The 23461-nt window shown below is 70.2% G+C and carries 25 protein-coding genes; 16 read left to right on the top strand and 9 right to left on the bottom strand.

The window, feature by feature from the left end; translation table 11 throughout:
- Nucleotides 1-27: 27 nt before the first annotated feature.
- On the bottom strand, nt 28-918 hold the full coding sequence (locus NOV86_RS06810) for an HFX_2341 family transcriptional regulator (RefSeq protein ID WP_267640588.1): 891 nt from the start codon (nt 916-918) through the stop codon (nt 28-30).
- A gap of 454 nt (nt 919-1372) precedes the next feature.
- On the opposite strand from NOV86_RS06810, the gene NOV86_RS06805 reads away from it, so the two are divergent.
- The 3 genes from NOV86_RS06805 to NOV86_RS06795 all read left to right on the top strand — a co-directional run bounded on the left by NOV86_RS06805 (nt 1373) and on the right by NOV86_RS06795 (nt 4150).
- Nucleotides 1373-2791 carry an MFS transporter gene (locus NOV86_RS06805; RefSeq protein ID WP_267640587.1) on the top strand — a complete coding sequence of 473 codons (1419 nt, stop codon included), beginning with the start codon at nt 1373-1375 and terminating at the stop codon, nt 2789-2791.
- A gap of 65 nt (nt 2792-2856) precedes the next feature.
- Complete coding sequence (locus tag NOV86_RS06800) at nt 2857-3414, top strand: maltose acetyltransferase domain-containing protein (RefSeq protein ID WP_267640586.1); 558 nt, start codon at nt 2857-2859, stop codon at nt 3412-3414.
- A 67-nt stretch (nt 3415-3481) separates the two neighbouring features.
- Nucleotides 3482-4150, top strand: a complete 669-nt coding sequence (locus tag NOV86_RS06795) for an HAD family hydrolase (protein ID WP_267640585.1) — start codon at nt 3482-3484, stop codon at nt 4148-4150.
- Between the two features lie 57 nt (nt 4151-4207).
- Here NOV86_RS06795 and NOV86_RS06790 read toward each other — a convergent pair whose 3' ends face one another.
- Nucleotides 4208-4864, bottom strand: coding sequence for a DUF6517 family protein (locus NOV86_RS06790; protein ID WP_267640584.1), 657 nt, complete (start codon nt 4862-4864; stop codon nt 4208-4210).
- Nucleotides 4865-5131: 267 nt separating this feature from the next.
- Between NOV86_RS06790 and NOV86_RS06785 the strand changes: the two genes are divergently transcribed.
- From NOV86_RS06785 to NOV86_RS06775, 3 genes are all read left to right on the top strand, one after another.
- A complete protein-coding gene (locus NOV86_RS06785) occupies nt 5132-6055 on the top strand; it encodes an ArsR/SmtB family transcription factor (RefSeq protein ID WP_267640583.1) in 924 nt (307 codons plus the stop codon).
- Nucleotides 6056-6216: 161 nt separating this feature from the next.
- Complete coding sequence (dnaG, locus tag NOV86_RS06780) at nt 6217-7722, top strand: DNA primase DnaG (RefSeq protein WP_267640582.1); 1506 nt, start codon at nt 6217-6219, stop codon at nt 7720-7722.
- 119 nt (nt 7723-7841) lie between these two features.
- Nucleotides 7842-8507 carry a hydrolase gene (locus NOV86_RS06775; RefSeq protein ID WP_267640581.1) on the top strand — a complete coding sequence of 222 codons (666 nt, stop codon included), beginning with the start codon at nt 7842-7844 and terminating at the stop codon, nt 8505-8507.
- Nucleotides 8508-8540: 33 nt separating this feature from the next.
- On the opposite strand, the gene NOV86_RS06770 is transcribed toward NOV86_RS06775, so the two are convergent.
- The 3 genes from NOV86_RS06770 to NOV86_RS06760 are packed head-to-tail and all read right to left on the bottom strand — an operon-like array spanning nt 8541 to nt 11164.
- On the bottom strand, nt 8541-9335 hold the full coding sequence (locus NOV86_RS06770) for an alpha/beta hydrolase (RefSeq protein ID WP_267640580.1): 795 nt from the start codon (nt 9333-9335) through the stop codon (nt 8541-8543).
- A 51-nt stretch (nt 9336-9386) separates the two neighbouring features.
- Complete coding sequence (locus tag NOV86_RS06765; RefSeq protein WP_267640579.1) at nt 9387-9806, bottom strand: GNAT family N-acetyltransferase; 420 nt, start codon at nt 9804-9806, stop codon at nt 9387-9389.
- Nucleotides 9803-11164 (bottom strand): DUF92 domain-containing protein, encoded by a 1362-nt coding sequence (locus NOV86_RS06760; RefSeq protein WP_267640578.1) that lies wholly within the window; start codon nt 11162-11164, stop codon nt 9803-9805. Before NOV86_RS06760 ends, NOV86_RS06765 begins: the two co-directional genes overlap by 4 nt.
- Nucleotides 11165-11262: 98 nt before the next feature.
- On the opposite strand from NOV86_RS06760, the gene NOV86_RS06755 reads away from it, so the two are divergent.
- A complete protein-coding gene (locus NOV86_RS06755; protein WP_267640577.1) occupies nt 11263-11871 on the top strand; it encodes an undecaprenyl diphosphate synthase family protein in 609 nt (202 codons plus the stop codon).
- A gap of 18 nt (nt 11872-11889) precedes the next feature.
- Here the strand turns inward: NOV86_RS06755 and NOV86_RS06750 are convergent, their stop codons facing one another.
- On the bottom strand, nt 11890-12507 hold the full coding sequence (locus NOV86_RS06750) for a hypothetical protein (protein WP_267640576.1): 618 nt from the start codon (nt 12505-12507) through the stop codon (nt 11890-11892).
- A 201-nt stretch (nt 12508-12708) separates the two neighbouring features.
- Between NOV86_RS06750 and NOV86_RS06745 the strand changes: the two genes are divergently transcribed.
- From NOV86_RS06745 to NOV86_RS06730, 4 genes are read left to right on the top strand one after another with little or no spacing between them, the layout of a single operon-like run.
- Nucleotides 12709-13497: a DUF4129 domain-containing protein gene (locus NOV86_RS06745; RefSeq protein ID WP_267640575.1), complete on the top strand. Its 789-nt coding sequence runs from the start codon at nt 12709-12711 to the stop codon at nt 13495-13497.
- Complete coding sequence (locus NOV86_RS06740) at nt 13494-14051, top strand: DUF7269 family protein (protein WP_267640574.1); 558 nt, start codon at nt 13494-13496, stop codon at nt 14049-14051. Before NOV86_RS06745 ends, NOV86_RS06740 begins: the two co-directional genes overlap by 4 nt.
- Complete coding sequence (locus tag NOV86_RS06735; RefSeq protein ID WP_267640573.1) at nt 14044-15342, top strand: DUF58 domain-containing protein; 1299 nt, start codon at nt 14044-14046, stop codon at nt 15340-15342. The genes NOV86_RS06740 and NOV86_RS06735 overlap by 8 nt, the downstream gene beginning before the upstream one ends.
- Complete coding sequence (locus NOV86_RS06730; protein ID WP_267640572.1) at nt 15339-15836, top strand: DUF7519 family protein; 498 nt, start codon at nt 15339-15341, stop codon at nt 15834-15836. The genes NOV86_RS06735 and NOV86_RS06730 overlap by 4 nt, the downstream gene beginning before the upstream one ends.
- 9 nt (nt 15837-15845) lie before the next feature.
- Here the strand turns inward: NOV86_RS06730 and uppS are convergent, their stop codons facing one another.
- Nucleotides 15846-16769 (bottom strand): polyprenyl diphosphate synthase, encoded by a 924-nt coding sequence (gene uppS, locus NOV86_RS06725; RefSeq protein ID WP_267640571.1) that lies wholly within the window; start codon nt 16767-16769, stop codon nt 15846-15848.
- Between the two features lie 109 nt (nt 16770-16878).
- Between uppS and NOV86_RS06720 the strand changes: the two genes are divergently transcribed.
- The 5 genes from NOV86_RS06720 (at nt 16879) to hemA (ending at nt 20897) form a co-directional block, all read left to right on the top strand.
- Entirely contained in the window at nt 16879-17283 is a 405-nt protein-coding gene (locus NOV86_RS06720) for a DUF5778 family protein (RefSeq protein WP_267640570.1), read from the top strand.
- A gap of 97 nt (nt 17284-17380) precedes the next feature.
- Nucleotides 17381-17638, top strand: coding sequence for a hypothetical protein (locus NOV86_RS06715; RefSeq protein ID WP_267640569.1), 258 nt, complete (start codon nt 17381-17383; stop codon nt 17636-17638).
- A 49-nt stretch (nt 17639-17687) separates the two neighbouring features.
- On the top strand, nt 17688-18758 hold the full coding sequence (gene ahbB / locus NOV86_RS06710; RefSeq protein WP_267640568.1) for a siroheme decarboxylase subunit beta: 1071 nt from the start codon (nt 17688-17690) through the stop codon (nt 18756-18758).
- A 139-nt stretch (nt 18759-18897) separates the two neighbouring features.
- Complete coding sequence (locus tag NOV86_RS06705) at nt 18898-19545, top strand: precorrin-2 dehydrogenase/sirohydrochlorin ferrochelatase family protein (protein ID WP_267640567.1); 648 nt, start codon at nt 18898-18900, stop codon at nt 19543-19545.
- The gene (gene hemA, locus NOV86_RS06700; protein ID WP_267640566.1) at nt 19542-20897 is read left to right on the top strand and encodes a glutamyl-tRNA reductase; all 1356 of its coding nucleotides are present in this window, start codon (nt 19542-19544) and stop codon (nt 20895-20897) included. Before NOV86_RS06705 ends, hemA begins: the two co-directional genes overlap by 4 nt.
- Here the strand turns inward: hemA and NOV86_RS06695 are convergent.
- Together NOV86_RS06695 and NOV86_RS06690 are read right to left on the bottom strand one after the other, a co-directional pair.
- Nucleotides 20881-22446 (bottom strand): PQQ-dependent sugar dehydrogenase, encoded by a 1566-nt coding sequence (locus NOV86_RS06695; protein ID WP_267640565.1) that lies wholly within the window; start codon nt 22444-22446, stop codon nt 20881-20883. The genes hemA and NOV86_RS06695 overlap by 17 nt on opposite strands.
- 87 nt (nt 22447-22533) lie before the next feature.
- On the bottom strand, nt 22534-23367 hold the full coding sequence (locus NOV86_RS06690; protein WP_267640564.1) for a hypothetical protein: 834 nt from the start codon (nt 23365-23367) through the stop codon (nt 22534-22536).
- Nucleotides 23368-23461: the final 94 nt, after the last annotated feature.

The following is a 23461-nucleotide window of genomic DNA, read 5'->3' as shown; positions in this document are numbered from 1 at the left end:
ACGAGAGGACAGTACCGGAGCCCGGAATCACTCCTCGCCGGAGTGCGCCCGCACCCACAGCTCGCCGATTCGGGACAGTCGCGTCCGGTAGGACTTCCCGACCTCCTCCTGCTCGATGTAGCCCTTCCCGCCCGGGCCGAGCCGGTCGACGTTGTAGATGACCTTCGACCGGAAGGAGTCGGTGTACTCCTCGTTGAGCTCCTTCGCCAGTGCCTCGGCGAGTTCCGAGACGGAGTCGAACTCGCCCTCCTCGCCGAGTTTGAACAGGATGACCTCCTCGAACGGTTTGACGTTCGAGAACGACGCCACCGGCAGTTCCACGATGTGGCTGCCGCCGATCTCCTTCGCGCCGATGGTCGTCCCGCGCTCGTCGAACTCCTCCAGCAGGCCGGTCGCGGTGTCGAGGCGCTCCTCGACGCGGTCGTCCTCGACCCCGTCGTCGAGCAGGTCCTGCAGCAGGTCGCGCTGTTCGCGCAGTTCCTCTGCGAGTTCCGTCTCGAGGTACTTCTCCGGCGCGGTGTAGTAGGTGTGGATGTGCTGGCGGTCCTCCTGGCGCTCGACCATCAGGGAGTGCGCCGCGGTCGCGAACGCGAACGAGACGGTCCGGGGCATCGCCGCGATGTTGACCCACACCGAGTTCCCGCGGTCGAGTTCGTCGTTGATGAGGTCGTAGGCCTGCTCGAACGCGGCGTCGTAGTCGTACACGTCCGCGAGGACGAGGCGCTCGGTCTCGGCGCCGAGCAGGTTCTGGAAGTCTTTTTCGAGCTTCTTCGAGAGGTTCTGGGAGTACTCGACGTTGGCCTCGCTCCCCACCGCCCCCTCGAGCAGGATGACCCGGTCCACGTCGAACTGGTCGCGGACCAGGGGTGCGATGAGCCGGTCGTAGTCGAACCCGACCGGGACGATGTGTGTCTGCATACGAGTCCGTTCGGCAGAGGGGCGCTTGAATCTGATTACTCGGGGTGTGGTCGTGGATTCGTGGGGTGTGGGTCGGGCGACCGGTCGCGGCTGGCGAGTGAACCGCGTCTCTTTCCAGTGGTGGTGGTGACGAGCAGTTCACTCGCGCCGATTGCGGTGGAACCGCCACCGCAACCGCACCGCACCACAGCCTCCCCAGCCGATTGCGTTCCTCGCTCCGTTCCGCTATCGCTTCACTCCGCTCCGGTACTCATCCCTCGCGCGGTTCGGCGGGCGGACAGGACCGCCCGCCTGCACGCGCCACCCGTCAGTTACCTAAACCATCGAATACACTCGGACGCCCCATCGCCAGAACCGAAGAGAATCCGTCTTCGATACTGGCAATCGACAGCCAGATTCCTCTTGATTTAAGTACGTACACGAGTAGTCCCCGTGGTAAGTGAGTCACTGACGCATGGCAGACGACACGGTCTCCGTCTCGCAGGTACTCGACCGCATCCCGGTCGGGGCGTTCCACCGCCGGCTGCTGGCCATCTGTGGAAGCGCCTGGGCCTTCGACGGGATGGAGGTCATCATCATCAGTTTCACCCTCCCGGTCCTCGTGGGGGCGTGGGAACTCTCCGGCCTCACCGCCGGTCTGCTGGGCTCTGCGAGCCTCATGGGCATGATAGTGGGCAACTGGGGCTGGGGCTGGTACGCCGACCGCTACGGGAGAATCGACGCCTTCCAGTGGACCGTGCTGACCTACTCGGTGTTCGCCGGGTTGACCGCCCTCGCGGTCGGGTTCTACAGCGGCTTCGCCCTGCGCTTTCTGACGGGTATCGGCCTCGGCGGGGCGCTCGCGGTCGACACCTCGTACCTCTCCGAGCACCTGCCGACCAACAGGCGCGGCCGGTATCTGGTGTACCTCGACGCGTTCTGGCCCATCGGGAACCTGCTCGCCGTGCTGCTGGCGTGGCTGTTCCTCTCGGTGCTGACGACGGGTGGGACCATCGCTGTCCCCGTGGTCGGCGATGTCGCGGGCTGGCGGCTGCTGTTCGTGAGTTCGGCGTTCCCGGCCCTGCTCGTGTTCGTCATCCGGTCCCAGCTCAGGGAGACACCGTACTTCCTCGCCCGAAAGGGCGACATCGAGGGGGCGAACGAGCGCATCAGGGCCATCGCGGAGGAGAACGGCGAGGAGTTCACGCCCATCACGGCCGACCGCGTCGAGACCGCGCCCTCGGCGGACTTCTCGCGGCTGTTCGAGGGCGACCTGCGCCAGCAGACGGTCATGATAGCGACGGCCTGGTTCGCCATCAACTTCGGCTACTACGGGGTGTTCATCTGGCTGCCACAGACCGTCGGGGCCGCGGGCGTGGTCGAGAGCATCACCCTCGCCGGGTTGACGGTCGAGGGCATCTACGTCTACTTCGTCCTCATCGCCCTCGTCCAGATTCCGGGCTACCTCAGCGCGGCCTACCTCGTGGAGGTCGTCGGGAGACGGGCGACGCTGGGGTCGTACCTGCTGCTCTCGGGCGTGTTCACCTTCGTCTTCGCGGCATCGATGCCCGACGTGGCGCTGTTCGGCCTCGGCTTCTCGGGCTTCTGGCCGTTCTTCGGGGGCCTGCTCGCGGCGAGCTTCTTCACGCTCGGCGCGTGGGGCGCCATCTACGCCTACACGCCGGAACTGTTCCCGACCGAGGCGCGAGCCACCGGGAACGGCTTCGCCGGCGGCGTCGGGAAGATCGCCGCCGTCATCGGCCCCATCCTCGCCGGCATCCTCGTGGAGACTGGCTACCTGGTCGCGCTCGTGCCCCTCGCGGTCGCGTTCGCCATCGGCGGGGCCGTCGTCCTCGCCTTCGGCCGGGAGACGATGGGCGAACCGCTGTTCTGAGTTCGGCTTCGACGTGCGGTTCTCGACTCGCGGCTTTTTGTCCGTCCCCCGCGAACCGGGACGCCATGTCCTCCGAGAAGGAGAAGATGCTCGCCGGCGAGCCCTACGACCCCAGCGACCCGATACTCGTGGAGGAACGCCACCGCGCCCGCCGACTGTGCGACCGCCTGAACGACGCCGACGTCGACGAGGTGGGCGAACGCCGGGCCATCCTCAACGACCTGTTCGGGTCGCTCGGGGCCGACGTGACCGTCGAACCGACCTTCCGGTGTGACTACGGCTACAACGTCCATTTGGGCGACGACTTCTTCGCCAACTACGACTGCACGTTCCTCGACGTCTGCCCCATCGAGTTCGGCGACGAGTGCATGCTCGGCCCGAGCGTCCACGTCTACACCGCGACCCATCCGCTCGACGCCACAGAACGAACCAGTGGCCTCGAATCCGGCAAGCCGGTCACGGTGGGCGACCGGGTCTGGGTCGGTGGGCAGGCCGTCATCAACCCCGGCGTGACTGTCGGCGACGACGCCGTCATCGCCGCCGGCGCAGTGGTCACCGACGACGTGCCGGCGAACGTGGTGGTGGGCGGGAACCCGGCCAGGGTGGTGAAGGAACTGGAGTGACCGTCTCGACGAGCGTGACCGTCACGGCGGCCGACCATTGATACGGCTCGGTGTGCCTGTGATACGCATGTACGACGCGGTCGTCTTCGACATGGACGGCGTGTTGTTGCGACGACACCCAGATTACCCGGACGTGTACCGCGAGGCCGTCCACCGGGCGTTCGAGTCCTTCGACGTGAATCCGCCCGAGTCGGACCTGCAGGCGTTCTACGGCGAGTCGAGCAAGTCGCTCGAGGAGATGCGGTCGGTCTGCGAGCGCCACGGTCTCGCCTTCGAGTCGTTCTGGCAGGAACGCGAACATCAGTCGGCGACGCTGCAGGCGAGGATGCTGGAGCGAAACGAGCGCGTGCTGTACGACGACGCGGCGGTGGTGGAGACGCTGGCTACGTCGCACGACCTCGGGGTGGTCTCCAACAACCAGCACGCCACGGTCGAGTCCGTCGTCGCCCACTTCGACCTCGACGAGTACTTCCAGACGATCCACGGGCGCGACCCGACCGTCGAGGGCTACCGGCGGACCAAACCCGACCCCCACTACCTCGAACGGGCACTGGACGACCTCGGAACGCGGTCGGCCCTCTACATCGGTGACGGTGCGAGCGATGTCGTCGCGGCCCACCGGGCCGGACTCGACTCGGTGTTCGTCCGGCGGCCACACCGGCGGGGTGACGACCTCCAGAGGGAACCGACGGCAGCAGTCGAAGAACTGCGGTCGCTCCCCGAGCTGCTGCGATGAGTCCAGGTGGAGTCGGCCGACACTCGCCGTCGCGGCGTCTCTCCGCGACTCGACGACTCACTCCACCAGCCGCATCGCCTCGAACACCCGCTCCCGGTCGTGCTCCGGGTCCGGATGCACCTTCGCGTCGGTCGCCAGCCGCGCCCCTGACGCCTGCCTGAGAACCGCCTCCTCGACCTCCTCCAGTGGGTACATCCCGCCGGCCATGGCGTAGGCGCCCTCGGTCGGCCAGAGCCCGGCCCACAGCTCCGATTCGAGGACGAACTGGCCGTCGACCACGTCCTGTTCGATGACGTCGTCGTGGAGGGGGAACTTGACCTCGTAGCCGAAGGCCCGGGCCGGCCCGCCGCCGGGGCGGTCGAACTCGCGGGCGTCGATCTTCCGGACCTCGGTCAGGCCGTCGGCCTCGACGCTCTTCTTGAACTCCTTCCTGGCGTGTCTGGTGGCGATGCCGAACACGGAGGCGGGGTCGACCCCGAACTTCGACAGGGGCGGCCTGAACTGCAGGTCGGTCGTGAAGAACGCGCGGCCGCCGATGGTGACCCGCGGGTCGGCGATGGCGTCGTAGGCGGCGATGCTGGCACTGTCCTCGTAGATTGCGTTGTGGGCAGTGATGGAGAAGAACGGGAGCGTGAGAGCGTCGTCCGTCTCGGTCTCCGTCAGCTCCCAGCCGTAGTCCGCGAGCAACTCCTCTGAGAGGCGGGGGGCGCTCATCGACCGACTCTACACACCGGACGGACTTCGGCGTGCCGGTCGGGGCACCCCTCACCCCCGCCACGCCGGTCGGTGAGAGAGTGGTTTCACCGACGACCGCCACGCCGAAATCGCGGTTTCACCTTCGGACCTCTCGGCGGAGCGAGTGATACTGTCCGAAACGGCCCGACAGAACGAATCGCAAGACTGCGCCGGGGTCCGGTAGCTCAAAACGGTGTTTCAGCTTGCGAAACCCGTTTACTTACGGGGAAAGAAAGGTGGAGTACGATGTCGCGGCTCCTCCCGTTCCGGTCGGACGACGCACCGACACCCGGCGAGCAGGCGCCCCGGGTGGTCGAGCTCGAAGGCGACGACGCCGACAAGGTGTTCGGCGCGCTCTCGTCCGACACAGCCCGCCAGATATACACCTGCCTGCACGAGGAGCCGCGCACCCCGAGCGACGTGGCCGACGAGATCGACTCCTCCATCCAGAACGTCCGCTACCACCTCGAGAAACTGGAGGACGCCGGCCTCATCGACGTGGTCGACGTGTGGTACTCCTCGCGGGGCAACGAGATGAACGTCTACGCCCCGCAGTCCGGCCCCCTCGTCATCTCGGGCGACGAACAGCGCGCCTCCCGGCTCAAGGGCGCGCTGGCCCGGTTCATCGGCGGAATCGGCGTCGTCGCGGCCGGGAGCCTGTTCGTCCAGTACGGCCTCCCGCGGCTGCTGGGGGGCATCCCGAGCCCGACCAGTGGTTCCGGGGCCGGCGGGACCGACGGCGGCGAGGCCGCGGGCGGTGCCGACGTCACCTACCAGAACGCCAGCGGGACGGAGAAGGCGACCGAGACGGCCGCAGATTCCGGTGGCGATGGCGGCGGCGTCTCCGTCCAGGAGGTCACCGAGACGACCACGGAGACCGCCGAGGGGACCAGTACGGCCCAGCCGATGACCACGGAGGCCGCGACCCAGACCGAGACGGCCGCCCCGACCGAAACCGCCGCCGCATACGACACGACCACTGCGACCGAGAGCCCGCAGCTCGTGACCGACGGCGGAGCCGAAGCGACCACCACCGCCGCGGACGCAGCAACCTCCGGCGCCGACGCCGCCCTGTCGTCCATCCCGCCCGGGGCGGCGTTCTTCGCGGGCGGCCTGCTCGTCCTCACGCTCGTGGTCGCCATCTGGTACGTCCGGGACGGCCAGCTGTGACCTGACAGCTCCCGTACCGTTCTTCGATTCCGTGGCCCGGTTTCCCGTTTCCTCCGACGATAACAACAAGTATCCGCGACGAACCCCTAGAGAGTGATGCAGTCCATGAGTCCAATCATGGCATCATCAGCATTCGCCCCCACCGCGGGGCAGATTCATCAATGGACGATACATCCAAATACCTCATTCACGCGAACATCACGGCCGACGGGGTGGTCGAACGCAGCGACGTCGTCGGTGCGATATTCGGCCAGACGGAGGGCCTCCTCGGCGACGAGCTGGACCTCCGGGACCTCCAGCAGTCCTCGAAGGTCGGGCGCATCGACGTCGAGATCCAGTCCGAAGCCGGGCGCTCGTTCGGCGAGGTCACCATCGCGACCAGTATCGACAAGGTGGCGACCGCCACCCTGGCGGCGGCGCTGGAGACCATCACACGCGTCGGGCCCTGCGCCGCCCGCATCGAGATCCAGGACATAGAGGACGTCCGGGCGGCCAAGCGCCGCGAGGTCGTCGAGCGCGCCAAGGAGCTGCTGGCGACCTCGTTCGACGACTCCATCATGTCCTCCGAGGAGATCCTCCGGGAGGTCCGCCAGCACGTCCGCGTCGAGGACATCACCGAGTACGAGGGGCTCCCGGCGGGCCCGCACGTCGAGGACAGCGACGCCATCGTGGTCGTCGAGGGTCGCGCCGACGTGCTCCAGCTCCTCAAGTACGGCATCAAGAACGCCATCGCGGTCGAGGGGACGAACGTCCCGGAGGCGGTCGCGGACCTCACCCAGGAGAAGACCGTCACCGCCTTCCTCGACGGGGACCGCGGCGGCGACCTCATCCTGAAGGAGCTCTCGCAGGTCGGCGAGGTCGACTACGTCGCGTTCGCGCCCGAGGGCAAGTCCGTCGAGGACATGCTCCACCACGAGGTGTTCGAGGCGCTGCGCGAGAAGGTACCCTTCGAGGTCGTCGCGGAGAAGAGCGACCCCCACGTCGCCATCGCGGCGACAGACGGCAGTAGCGTCCCGGCACCCGACCAGGGAAACGCTGACGCGGGCGGGGACGCGGCCTCGCCCGAGTCACCAGACGACCCCACGACCGCCGGCGAGAGCACCGCGAGCACCGCCAGCGCCGAGTCCGCGACGGCCGGGACGACCGCGGGCGGGAGCGACCGAGCCACCGAAGCCGCGGGCGACGCCGCGGCCACTCAGTCGACGGCCGAGACGAGTGGCGCGACGGGTACGACCGAGGCGCCGGTCGACTCCGCCGACGCGGCCGCCAGCACTGCAGAAACGGCGGCAGGCACGGACTCGGCTGCCGAGGCCGAGACCGCAGCCGCCGAGGAGAGCGACGACGAGGCCGGCGAAACTGCCGGCGTCGAGACCCTCCGCGGGCACGTCGCCGCGGTCCTCGGCGACACGACCGACGAGGTCCGCCTGCTCGACGACGAGTTCGGGGTGCTGGCCGCGGCGAGCGCGGACGAGACGTTCGACCTCGTCCGGGACGCCGAGGAGGTCCCCTACGCGGTTGTCCTCGACGGGGAACTCTCCCAGCGCGTCCTCGACGTGGCCGCCCAGCGCGGCGTCGAGCACGTCGTCGCCCGCGAGTTCGGCGAGTTCGTCAAGCGCCCGACCTCGGTCCGCATCCGGACCGGCGACCAGTTGCTCGACCAGAACTGACCGCCTCGACCCTGTTCTCGCCGCGATTCCGACTCACTCGCGACTGGTCCTCTGTCCACGACGCCGATGTCGACATCAGGTGTGACGACTTCCCTGCCGGGACCGTACCGTCTGGCACCATGGCTTCCCAGGCGTGGCAGAGAGAGCTGCTGACACCCGAGAACTGCGTCGTCGCGTTCGTCGACCACCAGCCACTGATGGCCTTCGGCGTCAACTCCCACGACGCCGAGACGGTCCGGAACAACACCGTCGCGCTGGCGAAGGCCGCCCGGACCTTCGACGTCCCCATCGTCTTCACCTCCATCAATCCCGATTCTGGGGGGGACATCTGGCCCGAGTTGACCGGGGTCGCCCCGGACGAGGGCGAGAACGAGGTCGTCCGGACCACGATGAACGCGTGGGAGGACGACGACTTCGTCGCGGCCGTCGAGGCGACCGGTCGGAACAAACTCGTGCTCTCCGGCCTCTGGACCGAGGTCTGTGTCACGTTCCCGGCACTCGACGCCCTGACGGCCGGCTACGAGGTGTACGTCGTCACGGACACCTGCGGTGGTACGACCACCGAGGCCCACGAGATGGCGGTCGACCGGATGGTCCAGGCCGGGGTCGTCCCCGTGACGTGGCAGCAGGTCATGTGCGAACTGCAGCGCGACTGGGTCCGCTCGGAGACGGCGGACCAGACGCTCGACATCGCCTCACAGCACAGTGGCGCCTACGGCATGGGCGTCGACTACGTTCGCGCGATGACGGGCGGGTCGGAGGCCCAGGAGCCGGCGCCGCAGTGATATCGACGGCTGGTGCCGGTACAGTCCGTCCCGTCAGAGCCGACGCCGGAGGAAGTCGGCGGTCCGGTCCATCGTCTCCGCGACCGCCCAGGTGCTGAACAGGAACTCGTGGCCGCCGCTCTCGGGGAAGAACGTCGTGACCGGCCTACCCTCCGCCTGCACCGCGTCCACCAGTTGCTCGGAGGCGCTCACGGGGACGATACCGTCGTCGCGGGCGTGGGCGAGGAGTAGCGGCGGCGTCTCCGGACCGACGTGGGTGACGGGTGAGACCGCTGCTGCCCGACGTTCGCGTGCACTGCCTGTTCCACCGATGATGTCGAGGCCGTCGTCGCCGCCGCCCTCGGACGCTTCGGTGCCGCCCCGGAGGTCGTACACGCCACTGAAGCCGACAGCCGCGGCCACCTCTGGGGACGCCTCGATGCCGTCCGGGACCGTCTCGTCGCGGTCCGGCGTCGTCGCCGCGAGGACGGCGAGGTGGGCACCCGCGGAGTGGCCCGCGACCGCGATCCGGTCCGGGTCGATGTCCCACTCCGCCGCGTTCGCCCGGACCCAGGCGATGGCGGTCTTCACGTCGGTAGCCATCCCCCGGAGGGTCGTCTCGTCGGCGAGCCGGTAGGTCGGTTCGATGCAGACGTAGCCGCGGTCCGCGAAGGAGACGGCCCACCGGGCGAACCGGCCCTTCTGGCCGCCGCGCCACTCGCCGCCGTAGAGGAACACGATTGCGGGGCGGTCGGTTCCGTCGGTCGGTTCGTACACGTCGAGCGCGAGCGACCCGGCGTCCGTCTCGCGGAAGGTGACGTCACGGGTGATGGACACGTCGGGAGCCATTCGGGGTCTGCTCGCCTCGTCGCGGCGCGTCCCCCTAAAACCAGTCTCCGCCTACAGCGGGCGCCGCATCCGGAGCGCGTCCCCGCCGTCCTCGAAGTAGCCGGGCACACGCTCTGCGACCGCGAACCCGAGGTCCTCGTACAGTTCTCGTGCCTGCTCGTTCCCGGGCTTGACCGTCAGGGTCACCGACCGACAGCCGGCCCGCCTGAGGTGGACGAACAGCGTCTGGAACAGCCCTCGTGCCCGGCCCTCGCGGCGGTGCGCCGGTGCGACGGCCACCTCGGTCGCGAAGGCGGCGTCGCCGGTGAAGGCGTGGATGTAGCCGACCGCGACCCCGTCGGCGGTCGAGACCAGCGTCACGCCCGGCGGGAGCGAGTCGAACAGGTCCGAGGCCGGTTCCGGGAGACAGGTCTGGAGCGCGCGGATCGCGGGCAGGTCGTGGGCCTCCGCGGGGCGGATGGTGGTCGTCACAGCAGGACCACGAACAGCCCGACAGCGACGATGGCACCCGAGAGCGTCGCGAGGAAGTTCACCCCCTGGTTCCCGACGACGCCGCCCTCGATGGTCGCGCCGAGGAGGCTGTCGACCGTCATGCCCGCCACGCCGGCGAGCAGGACGACGCCGCCGCCGGTCGGGGTGACGGTCATGCTCGGGTCGGCGCCGGGGAACACCGCGACCGCGATGGTCGCGATGGCGACCGCGCCGGCGATTCCGGCGAGTTCGCCCTGCCAGGTGACCGCGCCGTCGGTCCCGGGTTCGACGCGCTGCCAGGTCGTCACGAGCCGGGGGTCGTCGAAGACGGCGCCGATCTCGCTGGAGAGGGTGTCGCTCAGCGCGGTCGAGAGCGAGCCGGCGAACGCGAACAGGAAGTAGGTCGGGTCGACGGTGAGGAGGTCGACGCTGGCGGCGGCGAACCCGAGGACGGCGACGAGGGCCACCGCGGCGTTCCCGAGGACGTTCCCCGTGCCGCGGGCGCCCTCGTTCTCCTCGGCGACGCCGCGCGCTTTCTTGGTGTCGTACTTGAACTTCGTGGCGAGGGCGCCGACGCCGAAGAAGGTGATGAGGAGCGCGAACCAGCCGAGGCCGCCGAGTACGATGGTGAGGACCGAGAGGAGGATGCCGGTGAGCATCCCCTCGACGGAGGCGGTCTGGAGGGCGTAGGAGACGTAGCCGAGCGCGAGTGTGACGGCGATGGCGGCCGCGACGTCCTGGTAGTGGACGGCGGGCGCGAGTTCGAAGAGCAACCAGAGGAGCAGGCCGACGGAGAAGAGCACGACCGAATCGTCTCGTTCGAACAGGGCGGCTCGGAGGAGCGCCCCGAGGAACGCCCCGCTCGCGGCGAGGAAGGCGAACTTCGGCAGTGTCGCGGTCGGGATTGCGGCGGTCGTCAACCAGACCGAGAGTGCCTGGCCGGCGACGCCCGCGACGAACCCGCCGAGGACGAAGCCGGTGCTGGCGGCGAAGGGGCCGGTCCGGTAGCGTTTGACGACCTCGGAGGTGAGGTTCCCGTAGACGAGCAGGAGGACCGTCCCGACGTAGACCGACACGGGGAGCTGGGGGACGTCCCCGGTCGAGAGGAGCGAGGGTGTGGTCAGGAGGCCGAGGCCGGTGATCGAGAGGACGAAGCCGAGGAGGCCGTACAGACGGCTCTCCTTCCGGTCGCCCGGACGGGCGAACAGCTCGAACAGTGGGCCATCGGTGACGAAGGCCGCTCCCGCGAGGGCGGCGAGGGCGAGGGGCGCGGCGACGGCGACCCCGAAGGCGGGGACCACCAGTACGAGCGTCCCGACGGCCGCGAAGGCGCCTGCTCTCCGGACTGCTGTAGTCACGCGAGTCTCCCTTTTTCCGGGGCGTACTTACCGTTTCCGAAGCCATCGGTCGCCCGCGAGGCGACAGGTTCAGGGGCCAGCACCCGGAACCGGGTGGTGTGGGACTGTACGACAGCTACCTCGCGATGCGCGTCCGGATGGACCGGACCGAACTCCCCGAGCACGTGGCACTCGTCATCACTGAGCGCGACCTGCTGGAACAGGGCGCCTACGAGACGCTGTCTCGCTTCTTCTCGTGGGCGTTCGAGTTCGGCGCCGAGCGCATCACCGTCTACGTCAGCGTCCTCGACGCGGCCGCGGCCGAGACCCTGGTCAGGGAGTTCGACCGCATCGACGCCCCCGCCGAGGTCGCTGTCCGGGGCCCGGACGACGCCGAGCGCGCCGACGCCCCCATCCAGGTGAGCATCGGCCTCGGCGGCAAGCACGAGTTCACGACCGCGGTCCGCAGCGTCGCCGGCGAGGTGGCCGACGGCGACCTCGAGCCCGACGACATCGACGAGTCGGACATCGAGGAGCGGCTCGTGTTCCCCGCGGAGCCGGACCTCGTCATCAAGACGGGGGCCGAGCGCCTCTCGGACTTCATGATCTGGCAGTCCGTCTACTCAGAGCTCTACTTCACCGACGTGAACTGGCGGGACTTCCGCCGCCGGGACTTCCTGCGGGCGCTCCGGGAGTACCAGGACCGCAACCGGCGGTTCGGTCGGTAGCCGCCCGCGGGTACCGACTCACTCCTGGACCCGGTAGCCCTCGGCCTCCAACGCGGTGGTGACCCGCTGGTCGAGCTTCGTCGCGAGGGCGGCGGGGAGCTTGCTCACCGCGAGGTCCTGCCGCCAGAGGGTGACGTTCTCGTCGTCCTCGCGCGAGACGAAGTGGTAGCGCCGGCCGTACTTCTCGCCGTTGTTGCCGTAGGCGAGCACCATCACGTAGGGGTCGCCGACGTAGGTGTGTTCGGCGTGTTCGACCGCGTCGAGGCCCCAGCGCCCGAACTGGTGGACGGTGACGCGTTCGAAGTCGGTGAGGTTGGTCGCGTAGGTCTGGGTGACGAGCTTGCGCTCGAACTCCGCCCGGTCCCACTCGCGGATGTCGACCTCCCCGTCGTCGACGCGCTCGGCGACGACCGTCTCCGGCGTGATGTCTGTCACGGTCCACTGCTTGATGAGGGGGGATTCGACGTCCCGGTCGGCGTCCTTGACGACGTCGCCCTCGGCGACGTGGAAGTACGCGGGCCGGGTCGGTCGCCACTCGATGAAGACCTCGTCCGGCGACTGCCAGACGTGTGCGGGCTGTCCGAGAATGGTCCGGGTCTCGATCTCTCCCTCTCGACCCGAGAGTGTCTCTGCCATACGTTACCAGACGGTACCAGCGGGATTAACGCTCTCGTCAGTTCACCGCGACGAACGGGTCGTTAGACCGGTCAGACGGCCAGAACGAGCCGCCGCTGTCGGCCTGTAGGCTGCCACCCACGCCGGATTCGCCCCGGCACAGGTTTGGTTCCAGACACGAACTCGGCCAGATTTAAACGGGTCTGCGATGATGCTCCGAACGTGACACGACACGCCCTCCACGCGGTCGTGGTCGCGGTCCTCGTCGTCCTCGCACTCGGCGTCGCGGCCGGGTCACTGGCCGGCATCGACGGGACCGGCGCAGGAGCCCACGACGCGCCGCCCGCGTCGACGACCGACCTGCCCCAGTCAGCCAGTGCAGGCCCGGGCGGGCCACAGCCACCGACCGGCGGCGGCATGGGGCAGGATACCTACCTGCGGTTCCTGCTCGTCCTCGGCGTCGGGGCCATCGCAGTCGCCTACGCCGCGGTCCCCTCGCGTCGGCGCGCCATCGGTCTCACGGGGGTCGCCCTCGGGGTCGCCGTCGCCGGCTTCGTGGCGTATCGCCCGGACGCGACCGTCCGGGTCCCGACGCTCGGCACGAGTCCGGTCTCCGGGGCCGCCGGCGTCGTCGCCCTCGCCGGCGTCCTCGCCGCCGGCTGGTACGTCTTCCGGGGCGGCGACGGCCCGGCGGTGGCCGCCCCGTCCTCCGACGCCGGCCAGTCGCCAGACACGGACACGACGACCGGGCGACCACATCCCGCCGACTTGCCCGCGACCGACCCGGTGACCCGCGCCTGGCAGCAGATGGTCGGCGACCTCGACCTGCCCCGGCCCGCATCGCGGACCCCCGGCGAGTTCGCCCGGGCGGCCATCGACGCCGGCCGTGACGCCGCCGCCGTCCGGCAGTTGACCCGGCTGTACGAGCAGGTCCGCTACGGCGGCGCCGACCCGACCGACCACGCCGAGACGGCGGCCGACCTCGCCAGCACCGCGGAGGCAGAGCGATGAGACGGTGGCTGCTGCTTCCGGGCGCCGCCTGCATCGTGGCCGGCCTTGCGACCGTCGTCGCGCCGGGCCTCGACACCGGCCCCGGGTTCGCGGTCGCCGTCCTCGTGGTCGGTGGCGTCGCCGCGGCCGGTGCTGCACTCGCACTCGGCTACCGCGACCGCGACACAGCAAACCAGCACGTCGATGCCCCCGGCGGTCCGACGCCGACCGACCCGGGTGCCGCGATGGACGCCCTGCTCGACGACGTGACCGCAGCAGGCCGCCGCCGGGGTGACGACGCCCGCGAGGAGGTCGCGGCCCGGCTGGAGGCCGTCGCGGTCGACGTGCTCGTCGCCCGGTACGACTGCACCGCGGCGACCGCCCGCGAGTGGCTGGCGACCGGCGAGTGGACGGACGACCCGGTCGCGGCGGCCTTCTTCACCGATGGGCTCCGGCCCTCGTACTCGCTGGGAGACCACCTCCGGACCGTCCGGACCGGCGACCCACCCCTCCGTCGCCGGGCCCGCCGGGCTCTGGCCGAACTGACCGCCATCGAGGAGGGACGCGATGGGTGAGGAACAGGTCCCGGAGTCGGGCCCGGAACTGGACGCCGGCTGGCAGGTCGTCGAGACGGGTCGCTGGCGCGGTATCGTCCCCCTCGCGCTCGCCGTCGTCGCGCTCGGGACGCTCTCCGCGAACCCGGCGGTCCTCCTCGCGGGCGTGGTCTGCGTCGGGCTGGCGGTCGCCCGCGCCGCCACCAGCGCGCCCGACCCGTCGCTGGCCTGTTCCAGAACGGTGAGCGACCCGGCGCCCGCGGCCGGCGACAGGGTGTCGGTCGCCCTCCGCGTCGAGAACACCGGCGAGGCGACCCTCCCCGACGTTCGCGTGGCGGACCGGATGCCGACCGGCCTCGAGGTCGTCGATGGAACACCCGAGACTGTGGGCTCCCTGCGCCCCGGCGAGTCGCTCTCTGTCACCTACACCGTCACGGCGACCCCCGGCAGATACCGGTTCGAGTCGCCCCGCGTCGTCTGCACGGACCGGCTCGGGGACGTGTCGGTCGTGGGAGAACCGGCCGTGGACGAGACGCCGATCCGGTGCGCTGCTGCCCTGCCCGCAGCCCCCGGCATCCACCTGCGCCCACCCCGCGGTGGCCTGCCCGGGCGGGTCACCGGCACCGGTAGCGGCGACGGGGCCTCGTTCTTCGGGGTCCGGGAGTACCGCCGCGGGGACCCGCTGGCCCGGGTCGACTGGGCGCGGCTGGCCCGCGACGGCCGCCTCACGACGGTCACCTTCCGCGAGGAGCGCGCCCCGACCGTCGTCCTCGTCGTGGACGGGCGCGCCGCGGCGTTCCTGCAGTCGCCGGGCGAGCCGCCGGACGCACGGCGGCGGTGTCTCGACGCGGCCCGGACGCTCGTCGCCGGCCTCGACGAGGCACAGGTCGGGCTCGCGGTGCTCGGGGACGGCCTCGACTGGACGCGCCCCGGGACCGGGCGGACCCATCACGTGCGGCTCCGGCAGGCCATCGACGACACGGCCGGGGCGCCAGGGGAGTCGGCCGACCTGGACCTGGCGGCCGCCGAGACGACGCTCCGGTCGCGGCTCCCGGCGGGGGCGCAGGTCTGCCTGCTGACGCCGCTGTGTGACGACGAGGTGGCAGCGCTGGCGCGTCGGCTCGACGTGAGTGGGACGCCGGTGTCGGTGGTCGCGCCCGACCCGACCGCGACCGCCACCGCGGGGCAACGACTGGCCCACCTCGAACGGCGGACCCGAGTCCGTGACCTGCGCCGGGCCGGCATCCCGGTCCTCGACTGGGAATCGGGCGACGCGACGGCCGCGTTCCGCCGCGGGGGGTGGGTCAGATGAGTGCCGCCGAAGCCGGGGGTGATTCGACGCCCCGTCCCGGTGTCTGGGTCGCCCTCGCGGCCGCGCTGGTCGTGACGTTCCTCGCCGCCGTCTCGCTCGCCGGGACCGTCCTCGCCGTCGCCGGGACGGGCCTGCTCGGTGCGGGCGCCATCCACGACTCACGGCGCGGGCGTCGCCTCGGCGCGCTCGCGCTGCTTTCGGCCGTCCTGCTCGGCGCCTACGGCGGCCTGCCGGTTCGGGTGGTGCTCCTCGGCGTCGTCGGGGTGTTCGTCGCGTACGACGCGGCCGCGCGGGCGACCTCCCTCGACCGGCTGGTCCCGGCCGCGGAGACGGCCCGGTTCGAACTCCTCGCGAGCGGTCGCATCGCGGTCGTCGCCGGGGCCGTGGCCGGGGTGGGCTACGCGGCCTACCGGCTCTCGGTCGGGAGTGTCCCGCCGACGGGGGTCGCGCTGCTCGTGGTCGGGTCGTTCCTGTCGATACTGGCGCTGCGGTGAGCCGAGGACTCAGTCCGCGGGCTGTGGCTCCTCGGTCACCCGGTTCGCCTCGTCGCGTTCCTCGCCCGAGAGCGAGTCCCGGAAGCGGTCGACGACGGTCCGCGCCTCCTCCAGTTCGGCCGTCCCGAACGCCCGGAGCAGGGCGAGGGCGCGCCGGGCGCGGGTCTGGCGCCAGGAGTGCTCGCGGTTCTCGTAGGTCCGGATGGCCCGCAGGAAGTCCACCTTCGAGAACTCCGGCCAGTACGGCGCACAGAAGAAGACCGCGGCCTCGTTCCCGTTGGCGTGCCACGGCAGGAAGTTCGAGGTGCGCTCGTCGCCGCCGGTCCGGATGATGAGGTCGACGTCGCGGACCGACTGGCCGTACAGGCGCTCCTCGATGGTCGCCACGTCGATGTCGGTGGGGTCCAGTTCGCCCGCGTCGACCGACTCGGCGACGGTCCGGGCCGCGGTGAGCAACTCGTTGCGGCCGCCGTACGCCAGCGCGATGTTCAGCACGAACTGGTCGTACTCGCGGGTCTGCTCGTCGGCGTAGCGGACCGCCGACCGGACGCGCTCGGGCAGCATCGAGGTGTCGCCGATGGCCCGGATGCGGACCTCGTTCTCGTGGACCTTCTCGTTGTCCGCGAACTCGCGGAGCTTGCGCGCCAGCAGGTCGAACAGCGGGTCGAGTTCCTCCTGTGGGCGCTCGAAGTTCTCGGTCGAGAACGCGTAGAGGGTCAGTTCCTCGATGTCGAGGTCCTGGCACCACTGGAGCACCTGCTCGGTCGTCTGGGCGCCCTCGCGGTGGCCGTCCGGCGCGTCTTCGCCCTGTTTCCGGGCGTACCGGCGGTTCCCGTCCTGGATGACCGCGACGTGGGTGGGCGTACCCGATATCTCCCGGCGAAGCAGTCGCTCGTACCCGGATCGCCACTGTCGCCTGAGCCAGGAGCGCATTTGACGGTGATAACAGCCATGGCGCTAATGTGTCTTGTGTTCCGGGCCTAACCACCTGTGGCGGCCACGGACCGTGAGTGCTATCTGTGGGGCGAGACGAGTCCCGCGCATGTCCGACACCGTCGACGACGACCTGAAGCGCCGCACGAAGGCCCTGCTCGAACCGGGCGAGATCCAGCTCAACGGGGCCATCGTCCACACCGAGTACGCCGGACAGGAGGACGTCCAGATGATGCAGGCGACGCTCGACGTCGGCGACATCATCGCCGAGCACGCGGGCCACGACCCGAAGGACGTCTACGTGAACTCCGGCAACGACGACCCCAACTTCTCCTCGAACCAGCACCAGGGCCTCACCCTCGACGGCGAGGAGTTCGTCTGGGAGTGCCAGCAGCTCCTCCGGAACGGGAGCTTCGACATCGTCATCTACTACGAGGCGGCCGCGGACCACGAGGCCATCCTCGCCGACATCGAGGAGCTGGGCTACGACGTGACGGGCGTTCGCGGGTCGTAGGACCCGCGAGCTCGATGGACGCTGGGCCCGGACTCTCTCCGATGGGGACGGCCTCCCACGACTGAAACTTTTGTACGCGGATGCGGTACTTTCTCCTATGCCGACACGATCAGGGGCGTCACACGCCGCCTCGGCGTTCGTGATGCTACTCGGGGGGACGTATCTCAAGGACTACCTGAAGTTGTTCGTCGATGCAGAGGACATCGCCAGGACGGTCGAATCGCTGGCACAGACCATCGCAGCGAACCCGGACATCGTCGCCACGGCCGATACGGTCTCCATCGTCCTGTCCGGGGTCGTCGTGGCAGTGCTGGCGTTCGTCTGGGGCGTCGCGTTCCACGTGAAGGTGCTCTGACCGACGGCAGGCCGAGGTCCTTATACATACCCGACACCGAGGCAGGCACATGGGAAGGGTGGTCGACTACGAGATGGACAGCACAGACCGCGCCATCGTCAACGCGTTCCAGGGCGGATTCCCGGTGGTGGCGCGACCGTTCGACCCCGCCGCGGCCGCGCTCCGCGACCGCGGCATCGACCTCACGGAGGCGGACCTCGTCGAGCGGGTCCGCCACCTCGACGAGGAGGGCGTACTCACCCGGTTCGGGCCGCTCATCAACGCCCAGGAGATCGGCGGGACGGCCACGCTCGTGGCCATGCACGCCCCCGAGGACCGCTTCGAGGCGGTCGCCGAGCAGGTGAACGCACACCGCGAGGTCGCACACAACTACGAGCGCGAGCATCCACACCTCAACATGTGGTTCGTGGTGAGCGTCGCCGATTCGGACCGCGTCGAGGAGGTGCTCGCCGAGATAGAGGCGGAGACCGGCCAGCCGACGTACAACCTGCCGAAACAGCAGGAGTTCCGCGTCGAGGCGAAGTTCTACGTCGACGCCGCCATCGAGGGCGGCGAGATAGACCTCACGGGCCTCGGGCCGAACGAGGAGCCGTCGGGGCGTACCACGCTCACGCCGCAGGAGCGCGACCTCGTCCTCGAGATACAGGACGGGTTCGAGGTGACGGCGACGCCGTACGCGGACGTGGCAGAGGCCATCGGTGCCGACCTCGACTGGGTGCTCTCGACCATCCGGCGGTTCGAGCGCGAGGGGAAGATCCGCCGCATCGGCGTCATCCCGAACCACTACGCGCTGGGCTACACCGAGAACGGGATGACCGTCTGGAACGTCCCCGACGACGTCGTCGACGAGGTCGGTCCCGAGGTGGCGAGCCTCGACTTCGTCACGCACTGTTACGAGCGCCCCCGGCACGAGGGCGTCTGGCCGTACAACTTCTTCGCGATGACCCACGGGCGGAGCGAGGAGGAGAGCCAGCAGCGCATCCAGCAGGTGCGCGAGAAGATGGCCGAGTTCTGGGACGTTGACGAAGACGACTGGGACTCGCTGTTCTCGACGCGCATCCTGAAGAAGACGGGCATCCGGATGGCCGAACGCGCGGCGGCGAACACGGAGTCCGAGTGACCGCCGAACCGACTGCTGTCGGTGGATTCGAACGTGTCTGGTTCGATTCCTACGCCGTGAGAGCGGACGCTACCCTTTTACGTGCCTCGTCCAATCCACGACACGAGACAGTGTCGTTCGACCAACAGAGGTGGGACCCGTGATACCGTTGCTCCACGACTTCGAGGGCGAGACGGTGCTCGTGGTCGGTGGCGGCCGCGTCGGGGCGCGGAAGGCACGACGGTTCGCCCGCGAGGCGCGGGTGGTGGTCGTCAGTCCCGACTTCGCCGAGGCCGACTTCGGCGGCGCCGAGCGCGTCCGGGCAGCCATGGAACCAGCAGACGTCGGCGACTGGCTCGACCGGCTGGACCCGATGCTCGTCGTCGCCGCGACCGACGACGGCGACTTGAACGCCGCCATCGAGGAGACGGCGAGAGACCGGGGCGTGCTCGTCAACCGGACCGACCAGCACGGGAGCCGCGACCGCGGGAGCGTCGTGGTCCCGGCGACGGTCCGGGACGACCCGGTCGTCGTCTCCATCTCGACCGGCGGCGCGTCGCCCGCGCTCTCGAAGTACCTCCGGGAGCGACTCGAGGACGAACTGGCCGGCGCAGGTGCCATGGCCGAGCTGACCGGCCACCTGCGCGACGAACTCCAGTCGCGGGGCGTCGACCCGGCCGACCGCCGGGCCGTCGTGCGGGACGTCGTCCGAGAGGACGACGTTTGGACAGTTTTACGTACTGGTAACACCAAGCCCCGTCAGATAGCGCGTGAGGTCCTTCGGGACCGCGCACTCACCGAGAAATGAACGGAGGAACAGGCGTCATCACGGGTGTTCGTGTCTCGCATTCTGTGGCCAGTGTCGACGACATCGCGGCCGCCAGTGGCGAGTCCCAGCGAGCCGTGGTCGCCACGCTCCGGGCCCGTGAGGGCGTCAGGGAGGCGTACTGCCTCCAGACGTGCAACCGGGCGGAGGCCTACGTCGTCACCGACGACCCCGTCACCGGCCGGGCCGTCCTCGACGAGTACGCCGAGCCGGTCGACGACGACGTCGTCGAGTTCATGGGCCACGAGGAGAGCCTGCGCCACCTGCTGCGCGTGGCGGCCGGCCTCGACTCGCTCGTGCTGGGCGAGGACCAGATCCTCGGGCAGGTCCGCACCGCCTACGAGGATTCGCGTGCCGAGGACGGCATCGGCGAGATGCTCGACGACGCCGTGTTGAAGGCCATCCACGTGGGCGAGCGCGTCCGCACCGAGACGGACATCAACGAGGGCGTCGTCTCGCTGGGCTCAGCGGCGGCCGAACTCGTCGCGACGAAGCGCGACCTCGACGGCGCGACCGGGCTGGTCGTCGGCGCCGGCGAGATGGCCACCCTGGCCGCCCGGTCGCTCGCCGACCGCGGCGTCTCCCACCTCGTCGTCGCGAACCGCACGCTCCCCCACGCCGAACACCTCGCCGAGCAGGTCGACGTCGACACCGAGGCGGTCACGCTGGCCGCGCTCGACGCCGTCGTCGACCAGGCCGACGTGGTCGTCACGGCGACCGGGAGCGACGAGCCGGTGCTCACCGCGAGCGACCTCGACGACGGCAACGAGCACGTCGTCGTCGACCTCGCCCAGCCGCGCGACGTGGCGACCGAAGCACGCGACCTCGACCACGTGACGGTGTACGACCTCGACACGCTGGAGGAGGTCACCGAGGAGACACGCGAGCAGCGCCGCGAGGCCGCCGAGGCGGTCGAGACGCTCATCGACGAGGAGTTCGAACTCCTGCTCGACCAGTACAAGCGAAAGCGCGCCGACGAGGTCATCGCCGCGATGTACGAGTCGGCCGACCGCATGAAACAGCGCGAGGTCGAGACGGCCATGTCGAAGCTCGACCTCGACGAGGACGAGCGCGAGGTCGTCGAGTCGATGGCCGACGCGCTCGTCGGCCAGTTGCTCTCCGCGCCGACGAAGAGCCTGCGCGAGGCCGCCGCCGAGGACGACTGGACGACCATCAACACCGCGCTCCAGTTGTTCGACCCCGACTTCGGGTCCGACGCGCCGCCAATCGCGAAGTTCGCGGCGATGGGCGAGATGCCCGACGAGATCCCGGAGGGCGTGGCCGAGGACCTGCCCTCGGACGCCCCGGTCGGCGCGCTCACCGACGACGACTGAGTTCTCCCAGCCCGTAACTTCCGAGCCCGAGCCCCGCCAGCGCCGCCAGTGCGCCGAAACCGGGACTGCCGCCGGAGTTACCCGAGCCGCCGTTCTCGTCGTCGGCGGTCGTGCTACCGTCTCCGTCGGTGCCAGCCGAAGCCGTGGTCCCGTCGGTCGTCTCCCCGTCGCCAGCGCCCGGATTCCCGTCGCCGTCCGCCGAGGCGAGCCGGTAGACGACGCCGGAGTCCCCCGAGAGGGTCGCACTCTTCGTCGTCCCGAGGTAGAGTTCGCCGTCGTGGTCCTCGCCGAACGAGAGCAACAGCGAGTCGAGGACCGCGCCCTGGCCGGCGACCGACACGCTCGACATGGGCCACTGGCCGTCGGCTGCCGGGTCGGCGACGTAGAGCCGGCCGCCCGAGCCGCCGCGCCAGTCGCCGAAGACGTAGCGGTCCTGGAGGGCGGGCACCGCCGACCCCTCGTAGACGTACCCGCCGACGACAGCGATGCCGAGGGTCTCGCCGTCGCGCTCGTGGGGGTACTCGACCACCGGGTCGACGAGGGGGTCACCATCGGGCGTCTCGGTCGGACAGGAGTCCGCCGCGTAGCAGTGCGTGCCCTCGCGGACGTTCCAGCCGTAGTTCCCGCCCGCCCGCACCAGGCTGACCTCCTCGAAGCGGTTCTGTCCCACGTCGGCGACGAGCAGGTCCTCGCCCGAGAACGACATCCGCCACGGGTTCCGGAACCCCCAGGCGTAGTGCTCGTCGAGGCCCTCGCGGCCGACCAGCGGGTTGTCGCCGGGGATGGCGTAGTTCCGCCCGTCGGCCTCGCCATCGACGTCGATGCGGAGGACGCTCCCCAGCAGGTTCTCGGTCACGTCCTGCCCGTTCCCGCCCGAGACCGTCTCGTACCAGTCCGCGACGTGGCCGGTGCCGCGGTCGCCCGACCCGCCGCCGTCGCCGGTCGCGACGTAGAGGGAGCCGTCCGGGCCGAAGACGAGGGCGCCGGCGTTGTGGTTCGACTGCGGCTGCGGGAGTTCCATGACGGTCCGTTCCGTGCCCGGGTCGACCGACTCCCCGTCGGCGGTGAACTCGGCGAGGACGAACGTGTGCGAGTAGTTCGAGGGCGTCCCTTCGCGGCGCGGCGCGCTGTACCGGACGAAGACGCGCCCGTTGGACTCGTACTCGGGGTGGAAGGCGAGGCCGAGGAGGCCGCGCTCCTCGTACCCGCTCAGGGAGACGAGCCGGTCGCGCACGTCGAGGAACCGGCTGCGCTCGCCGTCCTCGACCACGTCGACGTACCCGGTCTGGTCGACCACGTAGGGCCGGTCGTCGCCGGGCGCGAACTCGACCGCGAGGGGGGCGGTGAAGCCCTCGGCGACGGGTTCGAGCGCGACGGTCGGACCGGCCGCGGCACTGCCGGCGCCCCCGATTCGTCCGGTCACGCAGCCCGCACCGGCCGCGACGCCGGTCACGGCGGCGGCGCCGACGAGGAACTGTCTGCGGGTGCTGCGGGTGGAGCCAGGGGGGCGAGACGAGCGAGCCGAGTCCGGGGACGAACTGCCTGTCATACCCGCGGCTAGGGAGGCCAGCAGGAAAGGTGGTTCGCGCGTCGCGGTGGGGCTGTTCGGGGCCGGGTCGCCCGGCGCCCCGCCCAGTCAGCGCAGGTGGGTCCGGACGAACCGGCTGGTCGCCCGCAGGGTCGCCTCGCTCAGCTGCCAGGTGTGCTCCCAGCGCCGGGGACGCAGTTCGAGCCCGTCGTGCCGGGAGAACGACCCGTGGTTGTAACAGCCCGAGCCGTGCCAGCGCGTTTCGCCGCCGTACACCGTGTCGTCGGCGTAGGCGGTCGCCAGCGGCGTGACGAGGACGGTCCCGAGTTCGCGCATCACGACCGCGCCGAGGTCGTGCTCGCACCGGGAGCCGACCTGTGCCTCGACGGCGTCCCCGTCGACCACGGTGTGGAGCCACTCGTGGACCGCGATGTTCTCGGAGACGGCGCGGCCGTCCCAGGTGTTCGTCGCGCCGACGTTGGCGAACGCGACCGCGCCGTCGCCCGTGACGTTCCCGTTCGCGCCGCCGTAGCCGAGCGCCTGGTTGAACGGTTCGTCGGGGAGGTAGAGGTGACACGCCCCGGGGTCGTAGGCGTCCTCGTCGCGCAGCCACTCCTCCACGTCGGCGAACAGCTGCTGGTACGAACTCGTCGCGACCGCGGTCTCCGGGATGGGGGCGCCGCGGGTGACCGATATCTCGACGGGCACGTCGTGGCCGTGTTCGAGGCGGTAGGCGACCTGCTCGACGCCGGTCCGGACGGCCCCGGCGACAGCCCGGGTCAGGTCGGACCAGCCGAGCCGACCGTCGGGGTGGACCTGGACCGCGAGGCGAACGGGGTCGGGGGAGGGGGACCGCTCGCGGGCGGTGGCGGGACGGCCGGGGCGGCCGACCGTGCCGAGGCCCAGTGCGGCGAGGACCGCTCTGCGGGTGGTGGCGGGCACGCGACTGGATTCGCCCGCCGGTGGCATGACGTTTCCGCCGGCGCCGGCGTCTCCCGATTCTCCTGCCCCCAACGATTATCTGAATCGGCGTCGA

The sequence above is a fragment of the Haloarchaeobius amylolyticus genome, from assembly GCF_026616195.1.
Taxonomy (GTDB): domain Archaea; phylum Halobacteriota; class Halobacteria; order Halobacteriales; family Natrialbaceae; genus Haloarchaeobius; species Haloarchaeobius amylolyticus.
Note: the sequence above shows the minus strand (reverse complement) of the source record. Positions and strands in the feature narration are given on the sequence as shown.

Bases quoted from the DNA above. Each gene is read 5' to 3' on its own strand.
- uppS (WP_267640571.1), bottom strand. From the start codon at position 16,769: ATGCGCTCCTGGCTCAGGCGACAGTGGCGATCCGGGTACGAGCGACTG.
- NOV86_RS06800 (WP_267640586.1), top strand. From the start codon at position 2,857: ATGTCCTCCGAGAAGGAGAAGATGCTCGCCGGCGAGCCCTACGACCCC.
- NOV86_RS06735 (WP_267640573.1), top strand. From the start codon at position 14,044: ATGGGTGAGGAACAGGTCCCGGAGTCGGGCCCGGAACTGGACGCCGGC.
- NOV86_RS06730 (WP_267640572.1), top strand. From the start codon at position 15,339: ATGAGTGCCGCCGAAGCCGGGGGTGATTCGACGCCCCGTCCCGGTGTC.
- ahbB (WP_267640568.1), top strand. From the start codon at position 17,688: ATGGGAAGGGTGGTCGACTACGAGATGGACAGCACAGACCGCGCCATC.
- NOV86_RS06770 (WP_267640580.1), bottom strand. From the start codon at position 9,335: ATGGCTCCCGACGTGTCCATCACCCGTGACGTCACCTTCCGCGAGACG.
- NOV86_RS06715 (WP_267640569.1), top strand. From the start codon at position 17,381: ATGCCGACACGATCAGGGGCGTCACACGCCGCCTCGGCGTTCGTGATG.
- NOV86_RS06810 (WP_267640588.1), bottom strand. From the start codon at position 918: ATGCAGACACACATCGTCCCGGTCGGGTTCGACTACGACCGGCTCATC.
- NOV86_RS06695 (WP_267640565.1), bottom strand. From the start codon at position 22,446: ATGACAGGCAGTTCGTCCCCGGACTCGGCTCGCTCGTCTCGCCCCCCT.
- NOV86_RS06775 (WP_267640581.1), top strand. From the start codon at position 7,842: ATGGCTTCCCAGGCGTGGCAGAGAGAGCTGCTGACACCCGAGAACTGC.
- NOV86_RS06750 (WP_267640576.1), bottom strand. From the start codon at position 12,507: ATGGCAGAGACACTCTCGGGTCGAGAGGGAGAGATCGAGACCCGGACC.
- NOV86_RS06805 (WP_267640587.1), top strand. From the start codon at position 1,373: ATGGCAGACGACACGGTCTCCGTCTCGCAGGTACTCGACCGCATCCCG.
- NOV86_RS06740 (WP_267640574.1), top strand. From the start codon at position 13,494: ATGAGACGGTGGCTGCTGCTTCCGGGCGCCGCCTGCATCGTGGCCGGC.
- NOV86_RS06720 (WP_267640570.1), top strand. From the start codon at position 16,879: ATGTCCGACACCGTCGACGACGACCTGAAGCGCCGCACGAAGGCCCTG.
- NOV86_RS06795 (WP_267640585.1), top strand. From the start codon at position 3,482: ATGTACGACGCGGTCGTCTTCGACATGGACGGCGTGTTGTTGCGACGA.
- dnaG (WP_267640582.1), top strand. From the start codon at position 6,217: ATGGACGATACATCCAAATACCTCATTCACGCGAACATCACGGCCGAC.
- NOV86_RS06790 (WP_267640584.1), bottom strand. From the start codon at position 4,864: ATGAGCGCCCCCCGCCTCTCAGAGGAGTTGCTCGCGGACTACGGCTGG.
- hemA (WP_267640566.1), top strand. From the start codon at position 19,542: ATGAACGGAGGAACAGGCGTCATCACGGGTGTTCGTGTCTCGCATTCT.
- NOV86_RS06785 (WP_267640583.1), top strand. From the start codon at position 5,132: ATGTCGCGGCTCCTCCCGTTCCGGTCGGACGACGCACCGACACCCGGC.